Annotated in this window: 14 protein-coding genes; 1 reads left to right on the plus strand and 13 read right to left on the minus strand. The window is 44.4% G+C overall.

Going from position 1 to position 11,554, the window contains the following annotated elements; translation table 11 throughout:
* From rpsQ to rpsJ, 11 genes are all read right to left on the minus strand, one after another.
* On the minus strand, positions 1 to 184 hold a 184-nt coding region (gene rpsQ / locus CWC03_RS02975), incomplete at its 3' end, for a 30S ribosomal protein S17 (RefSeq protein ID WP_138580519.1).
* Entirely contained in the window at positions 184 to 375 is a 192-nt protein-coding gene (gene rpmC / locus CWC03_RS02980) for a 50S ribosomal protein L29 (RefSeq protein WP_010376372.1), read from the minus strand. The genes rpmC and rpsQ, both read right to left, overlap by 1 nt.
* Complete coding sequence (gene rplP, locus CWC03_RS02985; protein WP_010376373.1) at positions 375 to 788, minus strand: 50S ribosomal protein L16; 414 nt, start codon at positions 786 to 788, stop codon at positions 375 to 377. Before rplP ends, rpmC begins: the two co-directional genes overlap by 1 nt.
* 13 nt (positions 789 to 801) lie before the next feature.
* A complete protein-coding gene (gene rpsC / locus CWC03_RS02990; RefSeq protein ID WP_010376374.1) occupies positions 802 to 1,503 on the minus strand; it encodes a 30S ribosomal protein S3 in 702 nt (233 codons plus the stop codon).
* Positions 1,504 to 1,515: 12 nt separating this feature from the next.
* Positions 1,516 to 1,848 carry a 50S ribosomal protein L22 gene (gene rplV, locus CWC03_RS02995; RefSeq protein WP_010376375.1) on the minus strand — a complete coding sequence of 111 codons (333 nt, stop codon included), beginning with the start codon at positions 1,846 to 1,848 and terminating at the stop codon, positions 1,516 to 1,518.
* A 12-nt stretch (positions 1,849 to 1,860) separates the two neighbouring features.
* Complete coding sequence (gene rpsS / locus CWC03_RS03000; RefSeq protein ID WP_010376377.1) at positions 1,861 to 2,139, minus strand: 30S ribosomal protein S19; 279 nt, start codon at positions 2,137 to 2,139, stop codon at positions 1,861 to 1,863.
* A 16-nt stretch (positions 2,140 to 2,155) separates the two neighbouring features.
* A complete protein-coding gene (gene rplB / locus CWC03_RS03005) occupies positions 2,156 to 2,980 on the minus strand; it encodes a 50S ribosomal protein L2 (RefSeq protein WP_010607737.1) in 825 nt (274 codons plus the stop codon).
* Positions 2,981 to 2,997: 17 nt separating this feature from the next.
* Positions 2,998 to 3,300, minus strand: a complete 303-nt coding sequence (gene rplW / locus CWC03_RS03010; RefSeq protein ID WP_095728987.1) for a 50S ribosomal protein L23 — start codon at positions 3,298 to 3,300, stop codon at positions 2,998 to 3,000.
* Positions 3,297 to 3,899 (minus strand): 50S ribosomal protein L4, encoded by a 603-nt coding sequence (rplD, locus tag CWC03_RS03015; RefSeq protein WP_088529602.1) that lies wholly within the window; start codon positions 3,897 to 3,899, stop codon positions 3,297 to 3,299. Before rplD ends, rplW begins: the two co-directional genes overlap by 4 nt.
* A gap of 17 nt (positions 3,900 to 3,916) precedes the next feature.
* Positions 3,917 to 4,552 carry a 50S ribosomal protein L3 gene (gene rplC, locus CWC03_RS03020; protein ID WP_010376387.1) on the minus strand — a complete coding sequence of 212 codons (636 nt, stop codon included), beginning with the start codon at positions 4,550 to 4,552 and terminating at the stop codon, positions 3,917 to 3,919.
* Positions 4,553 to 4,579: 27 nt separating this feature from the next.
* Positions 4,580 to 4,891, minus strand: a complete 312-nt coding sequence (gene rpsJ, locus CWC03_RS03025) for a 30S ribosomal protein S10 (RefSeq protein ID WP_010376390.1) — start codon at positions 4,889 to 4,891, stop codon at positions 4,580 to 4,582.
* Between the two features lie 471 nt (positions 4,892 to 5,362).
* Here rpsJ and plsB point away from each other — a divergent pair, with 471 nt between their 5' ends.
* On the plus strand, positions 5,363 to 7,789 hold the full coding sequence (gene plsB, locus CWC03_RS03030; protein ID WP_138580520.1) for a glycerol-3-phosphate 1-O-acyltransferase PlsB: 2,427 nt from the start codon (positions 5,363 to 5,365) through the stop codon (positions 7,787 to 7,789).
* Between the two features lie 50 nt (positions 7,790 to 7,839).
* On the opposite strand, the gene CWC03_RS03035 is transcribed toward plsB, so the two are convergent.
* Together CWC03_RS03035 and CWC03_RS03040 are read right to left on the minus strand one after the other, a co-directional pair.
* Positions 7,840 to 9,930, minus strand: a complete 2,091-nt coding sequence (locus tag CWC03_RS03035) for a TRAP transporter permease (RefSeq protein WP_138580521.1) — start codon at positions 9,928 to 9,930, stop codon at positions 7,840 to 7,842.
* A 36-nt stretch (positions 9,931 to 9,966) separates the two neighbouring features.
* A complete protein-coding gene (locus CWC03_RS03040; RefSeq protein ID WP_138580522.1) occupies positions 9,967 to 10,983 on the minus strand; it encodes a TAXI family TRAP transporter solute-binding subunit in 1,017 nt (338 codons plus the stop codon).
* Positions 10,984 to 11,554: the final 571 nt, after the last annotated feature.

An 11,554-nucleotide genomic window follows, 5' to 3' on the forward strand; every position in this document is an offset into this window, starting at 1 on the left:
GAATAGTCACGACGTCACCTGCTAGTGCTGTGTTGTTTTCATCGTGTGCGTGCAACTTAGTTGTACGCTTGATGAACTTACCGTAGATCGGGTGTTTAACCTGACGCTCGATAGCAACAACGATTGACTTGTCCATTTTGTCGCTAATTACACGACCTTGTACAGTACGGATCTTATCGCTCATTATGCACCTGCCTTCTGGTTGATAACCGTTTTCACACGCGCAATATTGCGACGTACTTTCTTAAGCTCGTGAGTTTGAGCTAGCTGACCAGTGCTCGCTTGCATGCGCAGGTTGAACTGCTCACGAAGAAGCTCTAGAAGTTCAGCATTTAGCTCTTCTACGCTTTTGTCTTTAAGTTCGCTAGCTTTCATTACATTACCGTCCGAGTTACAAATGTTGTTTTGAAAGGTAATTTACGAGCAGCTAGGTCGAATGCTTCACGAGCAAGCTCTTCTGAAACACCTTCCATCTCGTAAAGTACTTTACCAGGCTGAATTTCAGCAACCCAGTATTCAACAGAACCTTTACCTTTACCCATACGAACTTCAAGCGGTTTCTCTGTAATTGGCTTATCTGGGAATACACGGATCCAGATTTTACCTTGACGCTTGACGTGACGTGTCATAGCACGACGAGCTGCTTCGATTTGACGAGCAGTCATACGGCCACGGCCAGTCGCTTTCAAGCCGAAAGAACCGAAGCTAACTTTGTTACCGCTGGTAGCCAGACCACGGTTGCGGCCTTTGTGTACCTTACGGAATTTTGTACGTTTTGGCTGTAACATTAGTCGCTACCTCTTACTTAGCACTTTTTTTAGCTTTCTTCGGCGCACGTTTAGCTGGCTTCTCTTGCTCTTGAACTAGTGGAAGACCACCAATTACTTCGCCTTTGAAGATCCAAACCTTAACACCGATGATACCGTAAGTGGTCAAAGCTTCTGAAGTTGCGTAGTCGATATCAGCACGTAGAGTGTGTAGAGGTACACGACCTTCACGGTACCACTCAGAACGTGCGATTTCAGCACCGCCTAGACGGCCGCTTACTTCAACTTTGATACCCTTAGCACCTAGACGCATTGCGTTTTGTACTGCGCGCTTCATAGCACGACGGAACATAACACGACGCTCTAGCTGAGAAGAAATACCGTCAGCAACTAATTGTGCATCTAGCTCTGGCTTGCGTACTTCTGCGATGTTGATTTGCGCAGGTACACCAGCAAGCTTAGTTACAGCTTGGCGAAGCTTTTCAACATCTTCACCTTTTTTACCGATAACAACACCAGGACGAGCTGTGTGAATTGTTACACGGATTGATTTAGCTGGACGCTCGATAACGATCTTAGCTACAGAAGCACTTTTCAATTCCTTAGTAAGGTATTGACGTACTTTGTGATCGCCAAAAAGCTGTTCAGAGAAATCTTTTGTATTCGCGTACCAAGTAGATACCCAAGGCTTTGAGATACCTAGGCGAATACCAGTAGGATGAACTTTTTGTCCCATTACTTATATCTCCTAGCTATCCGATACCACAACAGTGATGTGGCTTGTACGCTTAAGGATGCGGTCTGCGCGTCCTTTAGCACGTGGCATAATACGTTTCATTGTAGGACCTTCGTCTACAAATACTTTAGCCACTTTAAGCTCATCAATGTCAGCACCTTCGTTGTGCTCCGCGTTCGCGATAGCAGACTCAAGTACTTTCTTAACTAATACAGCCGCTTTCTTCGGGCTGTACGCCAGGATTTCTAGCGCGCGATCAACCGGAAGTCCACGGATCTGATCTGCCACTAGACGTGCTTTCTGCGCCGAACCAGAGGCGAATTTGTGTTTAGCTAATGCTTCCATCATACCCTCCGATTAACGCTTCTTAGCTTTCTTATCCGCAGCGTGACCGCGGTAAGTACGTGTAGGTGCAAATTCACCTAGTTTGTGACCGATCATTTCGTCTGTGATGAACACAGGAACGTGCTGACGACCATTATGGACAGCGATGGTCAATCCGATCATGTTAGGTATGATCATTGAACGACGGCTCCAAGTTTTAATTGGCTTCTTGTCACCGCTTTCCAACGCTTTCTCTACCTTCTTCAGCAAGTGTAGGTCAATAAATGGACCTTTCTTGAGAGAACGTGGCATGGCAATTCCTCAACTATTATTTAGTACGACGACGTACGATAAACTTATCAGTACGCTTGTTCTTACGAGTCTTGTAACCTTTAGTAGGTACGCCCCATGGAGATACAGGGTGACGACCACCAGAAGTACGACCTTCACCACCACCGTGTGGGTGGTCAATCGGGTTCATGGCAACACCACGAACTGTAGGACGAATACCACGCCAACGATTTGCACCAGCTTTACCTAGTGAACGTAGCATGTGTTCTGCGTTACCTACTTCGCCAAGAGTCGCACGACAATCAGACTCAACCTTACGAACTTCGCCAGAGCGAAGACGTAGTGTTACGTATTGACCTTCACGAGCAAGGATCTGTACGTAAGCACCAGCAGAACGTGCAATTTGCGCACCTTTGCCAGGTTTAAGTTCAACGTTGTGTACAGTAGAACCTACAGGGATGTTACGCATAGGTAGTGTGTTACCAACCTTGATTGGTGCATCAACACCAGATTGGATTGCATCACCTGCTTTAAGGCCCTTAGGTGCAATAATGTAACGACGCTCACCGTCTGCATATAATACAAGAGCGATGTTTGCGCTACGGTTTGGATCGTACTCTAGACGCTCAACTTTAGCTGGAATGCCATCTTTTGTGCGTGTAAAGTCAATTACACGGTAGTGTTGCTTATGACCACCACCGATGTGACGAACCGTGATACGACCGTTGTTGTTACGACCGCCTGATTTAGAGTTTTTCTCTAGTAGCGGAGCGTAAGGCTTACCCTTGTGTAGATCAGGGTTAACCACTTTAACGACGTGACGACGACCCGCAGAAGTTGGTTTACACTTTTGAAGTGCCATAATTCTAACTCCCCTTATTACTCGGCGCCGCCGACAAAGTCTAGCTCGCTACCTTCTTTAAGAGTAACGTATGCTTTTTTCCAATCGCTACGACGGCCAAAACGCATACCAGTACGCTTTGTCTTACCCTTAACATTTAGAGTGCGAACACCAGTTACTTCTACTTCGAAAAGCTTTTCAATAGCAGCTTTAATTTCTGCTTTGTTTGCATCTTTAGCTACTTTGAAAACAATCGTGTTGTTTTCTTCAGCAGATACAGTGCTCTTCTCAGAGATGTGTGGAGCAAGGATTACTTTTAAAAGACGTTCTTCACGGATCATGCTAGCGCCTCCTCAAGTTGCTTAACAGCAGCAGCAGTAATCAGAACCTTATCGAAAGCGATTAGGCTTACTGGGTCGATGCCAGCTACGTCACGCGTGTCAACCTTGTACAGGTTACGTGCAGAAAGGAATAGATTTTCATCTACTTCTTCAGTCACGATTAGTACGTCTTTAAGCTCAAGTTCTTTAAGCTTAGCTACTAGTTCTTTAGTCTTTGGTGCTTCTAGACCAAAGTTTTCAACAACTACTAGACGATCTTGACGAACAAGCTCAGAAAGAATGCTCTTGATCGCACCGCGATACATCTTACGGTTAACTTTTTGGCTGTGATCTTGCGGCTTAGCTGCAAAGCTCACACCACCGCTGCGCCAGATTGGGCTGCGGATTGTACCAGCACGTGCACGGCCAGTACCTTTTTGGCGGAATGGTTTCTTACCACCACCGCGTACTTCAGAACGTGTCAGTTGAGCTTTAGTACCTTGACGAGCACCTGCTGCATAAGCAACAACTACTTGGTGTACTAATGCTTCGTTAAACTCACGTCCAAAAGTAGCTTCGGAAACTTCAAGCGCGCCAGCGCCTTTAATTGCTAATTCCATCACTAAATCTCCAGGACTTATGCTTTAACAGCTGGTTTAACGATAACGTCACCGCCGATAGCGCCAGGTACTGCACCTTTAACTAAAAGCAAGTTACGCTCTGCGTCAACACGTACTAGTTCAAGGTTCTGTGTCGTTGAACGAACATTACCCATTTGACCGGCCATTTTCTTACCTTTGAAAACTTTACCAGGAGACTGGTTTTGACCGATTGAACCAGGAGCACGGTGAGATAGAGAGTTACCGTGAGTTGCGTCTTGCATGCTGAAGTTCCAGCGCTTAACACCACCTTGGAAACCTTTACCTTTTGAAGTACCAGTAACGTCTACTTTTTTCACTTCAGTGAAAAGTTCAACAGTTAGCTCTGAACCTACTTCAAATTCACCTTCACCGCCGTTAAGACGGAATTCCCACAGGCCGCGACCCGCTTCAACGCCAGCTTTAGCGAAGTGACCCGCTGCTGGTTTGTTTACACGGCTTGCTTTTTTCTCGCCTGCAGTAACTTGAAGCGCGTTATAACCGTCAGTTGCGTCAGATTTGATCTGCGTAACACGGTTAGGAGTCGCTTCGATAACTGTCACAGGGATAGATACACCATCTTCAGTGAAGATACGTGTCATACCCACTTTACGACCGACTAGACCTAATGCCATTTTCCTAAAACCTCTCTAATCTTCCGATTAACCCAGGCTGATTTGAACATCAACACCAGCAGCAAGGTCTAGGCGCATTAGAGCGTCTACAGTCTTGTCAGTTGGTTCTACGATGTCGATCAGACGTTTGTGGGTGCGGATTTCATACTGATCACGCGCGTCTTTGTTTACGTGCGGAGAGATCAATACTGTGAAACGTTCTTTGCGCGTAGGTAGTGGGATTGGACCACGAACCTGAGCACCAGTGCGCTTCGCTGTTTCCACGATTTCCGCCGTTGATTGGTCAATCAAACGGTGGTCAAAAGCTTTTAGGCGAATACGAATGCGTTGATTTGACATTCTTAAACCTCAAAATAAAAAGAGCATTTAAAAAGAGCATAAAAAAACGACCGAGACTAACTCAATAATTCCTGAGAAGTCGGTTGTTAATTTATTTCTACCGTTGAACTCACAATTGGAGTTCCTGTTCATAGGGCCTGAAATCCAGACCTTTTATTTACTTTCCTAGACGCTATGGTCAAGAAAGTCTGCATATTATAGTGATATTGGTGATAAATGCAACAACTAATACAAAGTAATTTTATCGCTAGGATCCGTAGGCGCTGTCACGCAGATACAGTGCATTGAACATACATAATATTTCACTCACACAAAGCACATAGAACAAAATTCACGCTACTCAAGCATTCGCTTCTGTTAATCTTCGATAGTGTAATATTGCGACAAGAAAACATGGATGACGCCTTTGTAAATGGTCAGTCCAGTTAAATCTTGGTATTCTATGGCTAATGATAATTGTTCGGTATTCCCATGCAGATTTTTTCTTATTTGCTTACAACCATCGCTCGCTGTAGCAACTGGCTTTTTGTTAAAAGTAAAGTATTACCAGAGCACCCCATTGAGGATTACGAGCTAGATCCCAGTATTCCCACATTTTATGTAGCGAGACTCGACTCGGTATCGGATATGGTCGCGCTAGACGTTATGTGTAAAAAGCTTGGTCTACCAAGACCGTCTCAAAAAGCGCGAATTGGCAATAAAGAGCTCAATCGCTTTGTTGGGATCCAGACACCGCCAAGTGTCTTTGGTAATAGTCATAAACCAAGTGATGCACTTGAACATAGCAAAGCGATTTTTGAAGCGCTAAAAGATGATGACAATACCGATGCGCAGGTTATTCCGGTCACCATATTGTGGGGTCGTAATCCAGGTAAAGAAAAGCCAGGTGTGGGAACCTTATTATCCAATTCATTAACACCGAGCTGGCTACGCAAATGCTTTGTGGTCTTGTTTTCAGGCAGGGATAACTTCGTTCGATTTTCCCGCCCGATTGAACTTAATCAATTGTTAAACGATAAAGCAGACGTTGAGGAGCTACCACATAAGCTGCTGCGAGTTGCACGCGTGCATTTCCGCCGTCAAAAGTTGGCTGCAACGGGTCCCAAATTGCCATCACGTGAACAGCTATTTAATTCTATCTTAGCGTCACAAAGCATTAAAAAAGCCATTGCTGACGAAGCAAAGGCAAAAGGTCTAAGTCAGGAAGAGGCAAGGCTACAAGCACTTAGGTTATTAGACGAAATAGCCGCGAACTATTCGGACGCCATGGTACGCGTAGCTGATAGAGCCCTCACTTGGCTGTGGAACAAGCTTTATAATGGTATTGAAGTTAATAACTCAGACAAAGTACAAGCACTCGCGGACAAAGGACATGAGATCATTTACGTGCCATGTCATCGTAGCCATATGGATTACTTGCTTCTAACTTACGTGATTTACCACCAGGGCTTAGTACCACCGCATATCGCAGCTGGCGTTAATCTCAACTTTTTCCCTGCGGGCCCGATTTTCCGCCGCAGTGGCGCCTTCTTTATTCGTCGCTCCTTTTCTGGCAACAAGCTCTATTCCGCGGTATTCAAGGAGTATTTAAGTCAGTTATTTATCAAAGGGTACTCTGTTAAGTTTTATACCGAAGGCGGTCGCAGTCGTACCGGTCGCCTTTTACCACCAAAAACGGGTATGTTGGCAATGACACTGCAATCTATGTTGCGTGGCATAGACAGGCCTATTTCACTGGTGCCTGTTTACCTCGGTTATGAACATGTTATGGAGATCAACACCTACCTCAAAGAGCTGGCTGGTAACAGTAAGAAAAATGAGTCTATCTTTGGTATTTTTAAGGCGATTAAGAACCTTAAAAACTATGGACGAGGTTATTTAAATTTCGGCGATCCGATATCAGTCAACCAATTTTTAAACGAACATCAACCAGATTGGCGTAGTGCTATCCATCCCACCGAAACTCAAAAACCTGCTTGGCTGAATAAACAAGTCGCAGATCTCGCTGATGTCATCATGACTGAGATAAATAACTCAGCAGCACTGAATTCAGTTAATTTGCTTGCGGCTATTTTGCTGAGTAACGAGCAGTTTGCACTGCCTAAGTCACAACTGTTACAACAACTTGATTTGTATCTTGGGCTACATAGAAATGCACCTTATCACGACAATGCGACGGTGCCAGATTCGAGCTCTGAGGGCTTACTCGATCATGCACTTAAGCTTGATAAGTTCGATATTATTGAAGACAGTTTCGGCAGCATCATTAGTGTTAAGGAAAAAGAACGCGCTCTGCTTAACTATTACCGTAACAATATTCTGCACCTGTTTGCCGTACCAAGCTTAATCGCTCAGCAACTCTTCAATCGCTACAGCTTGACCGTTGATGAGTGCCGTAAAGAAGTAGCACTGTTGTACCCTTTGTTTGCAAAAGAGTGGTTCTTAACAGACCTAAAGACTGGATATATAGAGTCTATTTTTGAATACTTTGCGACTAAGGAGCTAATCACTTTTGATGGTCACCTTGCCTCAGTTAACAAAGATGGTAGCGCATTGGCACAATTAGAAATGCTAGGTAAAGTGATCCACCTAACGCTTGAGCGCTATGCAATCACGATTAACCTCGTTAAGCGTCATCAAGGATTAAGTCGTAGCGAGCTTGAAAAAGAAAGTGCACTGCTTGCCGACCGACTAGGAACTTTGCATGGTATCAAAAGCCCAGAGTTTTTTGATAAAAAGGTGCTCAGTGCATTTGTCACTAGCCTAAAAGAGCAAGGCTTTATAGAGCAAGATGAAGCTGCTGGCATTCGTGGCACAGAATCACTACATATCTTAGAGCAGTATTTAACAGCCCTACTACCTGCACGAATAAATCAGTCTATCCAACATATCGTTTAATATCATAAGGCCCCAATTTAGGGGCCATACTTTATGGAGCATAGCAAAGCTTAAGTTAGACGATTATCTATCACTTGCTTTATAACAACAGCAACAACACATAGTGCCGCTGCAATATCTACAGAGACTATTTGATGCGGCCAAACTAAAGCGATACCTAAAAGCGCTAACATCATCCTGATTGGCTTACTGAGCTTCGCCTCCGCATAGCCGCATATCGCTGCTACCAAAGCGTACATCCCCACAAGCGCGGTGAAAAAAACCTGCATGATCTCAAAGTTACTCCCTCCAATAAACGGTGTATAAGCAAACAGTAAGGGAACAATGTATAGTGCTTTGGCCGTTTTCCATGCTTCTATTCCTGTTGCCATCGGCGGTGTTTTGGCAATCCCTGCGGCGGTAAAAGCGACCAAGCATACCGGCGGTGTCACATTGCTATCTTGCGACAGCCAAAAAATAATCATATGGGCAGAAAGTAGCATCATGGCCAAATGCGTGGCATCAAATTGGCTACTGCGAATAATATCAATGGCCTCTGGCGGCAAGCTTGCCAAAATAGTAAACACTTGAGCCGCTGTAATATTTGGCTGGTTGTATATCTCACCTAGTGCTGGCGCCATCATACTCATCATCATCGTCGCAGTATCATTGAGTTGACCATTTACTATGATCTCTACCAGTGCTGACTGGCTGATCAAGCCATACAAAGCCGGTGCAGAAAGCGTTGCCAACACAATATACGATGCCGTCACGGGCAGTCCCATACCGATAATTAGCGAGGCCAATGCAATCAATACTAACAACAATATCAAGCTTGCTCCCGCCCATTCATTTATCATTAGAGAAAAAGTAACCCCTAAGGAGCTGATCGAAATACAATTAACCAGCATGCCAATGGCAACCAATAATATTGCTGTCTTAGCACTGTTTTCAGTTGCATTCGCAAGCGCAGCCAAAATCTTTGACCACTTCATCGGCGAATGTGAAAACCAAGAAAATAGACACACACTGAGCGTCGCAATGCTGACTGCATAAGTTGGCGTAAAACCATAAATCATCAATGTTACGAGCAACGCGATAGGTAATAAATGATGCCAACCGGACTTCAGCTCTTGCCAAGCACTCAATTGCTCTGGCTCTATTACTGGCTGGATATTCAAACGCTTAGCTTGAATACGTACAAAGATGGCAATAGATGCAAAATAAAGCAGAGCGGGAACAAAGGCCGCCGCAATTATCGTCAGATAAGGAATTTGAGTATAAGAGGCCATCACAAATACACCTGCCCCCATAATCGGCGGGATCAGCTGACCTCCCGTCGATGCTCCGGCTTCAACTGCTGCCGCAAACTTTGCAGGAAAGCCAGCTTTCTTCATTAATGGAATGGTGATCACCCCAGTCGCCGCTGTATTCGCGATAGCAGAGCCCGACACAGAGCCCATCATACCCGAGCTCACAACAGCAACAAGTCCCTGCCCGCCAATCATGCGACCAACAAGTGCATTGGCAAAGCGAATGATAAAATCCCCTGTTCCTGCTTGGACTAGAAATGCCCCAAACAAGATAAACATAAAAACAAACGTCCAAGAAATTTTAGCAATAGGCCCAAACAAGCCATCATCAAAGTAATTGCGAAACAAAATAGTTTCTGCGCTTAAACCAGCAAAATGAAACACGCCATCGATATACTGTCCCAAAAACAGTACATAGCTCATCGCCAGTAGGATCATCACCGGGATAAACCAACCCATACAGCGCCGGACCAACTCAAGCGCGAGGAATACAGCTATGGAAGATGCTATCCAGTCAGTCGTAGCAAATTCATAATTACGCGCAGCCAGCGCATCACTGTACAAAACAAGATAGCCGCAGCTTACGACTAAACCGATAAACAACCCAATATCAATCACGCTAGAAAGCACTGCTAATTTGCCAACTCTAAGTGGCAAGGTGAGCAAGATAATGCTACCAAATAGCATGAAGTGAATGGCTGAAATATAGTTATCCGGCCAAGTGGCGACCAAGTTAAAATAGAGGTGCAACAGACTCGTGAGTATCGCTAAATAAAAAGCGACCCTATTACGAGCTGCTGTTGACGTTGATGCTAGTGACGCACTCTGCTCACTACTGATATTACTCATTGATAGATATCATCCCGTTTTGCTAAATTGAAGGCATTACTGCAGATGATCAGGTACAGCAATACCTATTTCCCTGTAGTACTTCAGCGCACCAGGATGTAGCTTGGCAGGCAGTCCAATAAGTGCCTTTTCTATCGCCATGGCTTTAGTCGCTTTATGGATGGTTTGAAGAAAGACTAAATTTTCATAAATTGCCTTAGTGAGCAGATATACATCTTCCTCACTCATGTCTTTATGTGCAGCAAGAAAGTTTGGCTGCGCAATCGTTTTGATTGCGTTAGTTTGGCCGGGGTAAGTGTTAGCTGGGATCTCGAAGCGTGACCATAGCTCTACCTCAGCGTTGACTTTATTTAGCTGCTCATCAGTAAAATCCAGCACAGTGATACCATTGGCATCGGCTGCATAAGCACTTGTAACAGCGCTGACAGGTACGCCTGCTGGAATATTCATTCCCGCAATCTGACCATTTTGTAGGGCGCTAGAAGAGCCCGCATAACCTTTATGCACCAAAGTGAATTTGTCACTATCAACGCCCAGAGCTGCCATAATATGCTTTCCAGATCCTTCCGTTCCAGAGTTACGCTTACCAATGCCAAACCCTTGTGAATATAGGTTTTTTAAATCAGAGACATTACCAGTTTTGGCATATTTTTTAGCAATGACAAAATGCTCTACGTTTTGCCACAACATCGTTACAGAACGTAGATAATCTTGTTTGCCAACGGTTGCCATTGCCCCCGTCCCCTGCGTTGCCCATGCACCATAAAGGCCCTGTAGAATTGCCAGTTCAGCTTCTTTATTACGCATGAGTTTAAGGTTATCACCAGAACCAGCAGAGGTAATGGCCGAGACACTCATGCCATGCTGCGGTGTGACTTTTAACTTAGTTAGTGTCGCAATCGCGACGCCTACTGGATAAAAAGTGCCGCCAGATGAGGCTGTTGCCAAAATATAGGATCTGTCTTTATCTACATTAGCAAAACTTGCAAAAGTACATAGTGAGATTGTGATACTGAGCACAGCAGAAATTGTTCGAGCCGAAAGACCTAACATCTTTACACTCCCTAATTTTAGGTTTTATATGGGCTTATTGTGCACACCTTTACGCAATTAACCAAATTTTTACGTGACTGGTGGCAGGATATCAGCATATAGAATAGGGAGATTAAATGGTGAGAATATGGATTTTAAGCTGCCGAAAGCAAATATAAGAACATTATCGGATTGTTCGTTATAACCATCACAATGACAAAAATGAGGCTTTTATAGGAGAATGACCCTTTTCCTTTGTCGCGATATAAAATCGCTGCTACGACAAAGCGTTTATCGCGAGGTAAACTCGCTCCCACCGCAAAAATCCTATCTTTGAAATCGCGACGTAAAGTCACTGCTTCAACAAAGAGTTCATCTTTTAGAGCGTAATAACAAAAAAAGCCTGTACGTCTTTATTGGAGAACGACCCTTTTCATTTGTCACGATATAAAATCGCTGCTACGACAAAGCGTTTACGCGAGGTAAACTCGCTCCCACCACAAAAATTCTTTCTTTGAAATCGCGATATAAAATCGCTGCTACAAGATATTAAAAAGGGCCGAACTCCTATCAGAGAACGACCCTTTTCATT

Origin of the sequence: Pseudoalteromonas sp. S2755, from assembly GCF_005886535.1 — a bacterium.
In the GTDB taxonomy this organism is placed as follows: Bacteria; Pseudomonadota; Gammaproteobacteria; order Enterobacterales; family Alteromonadaceae; genus Pseudoalteromonas.

Bases quoted from the DNA above. Each gene is read 5' to 3' on its own strand.
- rpmC (WP_010376372.1), bottom strand. From the start codon at position 375: ATGAAAGCTAGCGAACTTAAAGACAAAAGCGTAGAAGAGCTAAATGCT.
- rplP (WP_010376373.1), bottom strand. From the start codon at position 788: ATGTTACAGCCAAAACGTACAAAATTCCGTAAGGTACACAAAGGCCGC.
- rpsC (WP_010376374.1), bottom strand. From the start codon at position 1,503: ATGGGACAAAAAGTTCATCCTACTGGTATTCGCCTAGGTATCTCAAAG.
- rplV (WP_010376375.1), bottom strand. From the start codon at position 1,848: ATGGAAGCATTAGCTAAACACAAATTCGCCTCTGGTTCGGCGCAGAAA.
- rpsS (WP_010376377.1), bottom strand. From the start codon at position 2,139: ATGCCACGTTCTCTCAAGAAAGGTCCATTTATTGACCTACACTTGCTG.
- rplB (WP_010607737.1), bottom strand. From the start codon at position 2,980: ATGGCACTTCAAAAGTGTAAACCAACTTCTGCGGGTCGTCGTCACGTC.
- rplW (WP_095728987.1), bottom strand. From the start codon at position 3,300: ATGATCCGTGAAGAACGTCTTTTAAAAGTAATCCTTGCTCCACACATC.
- rplD (WP_088529602.1), bottom strand. From the start codon at position 3,899: ATGGAATTAGCAATTAAAGGCGCTGGCGCGCTTGAAGTTTCCGAAGCT.
- rplC (WP_010376387.1), bottom strand. From the start codon at position 4,552: ATGGCATTAGGTCTAGTCGGTCGTAAAGTGGGTATGACACGTATCTTC.
- rpsJ (WP_010376390.1), bottom strand. From the start codon at position 4,891: ATGTCAAATCAACGCATTCGTATTCGCCTAAAAGCTTTTGACCACCGT.
- plsB (WP_138580520.1), top strand. From the start codon at position 5,363: ATGCAGATTTTTTCTTATTTGCTTACAACCATCGCTCGCTGTAGCAAC.
- CWC03_RS03035 (WP_138580521.1), bottom strand. From the start codon at position 9,930: ATGAGTAATATCAGTAGTGAGCAGAGTGCGTCACTAGCATCAACGTCA.
- CWC03_RS03040 (WP_138580522.1), bottom strand. From the start codon at position 10,983: ATGTTAGGTCTTTCGGCTCGAACAATTTCTGCTGTGCTCAGTATCACA.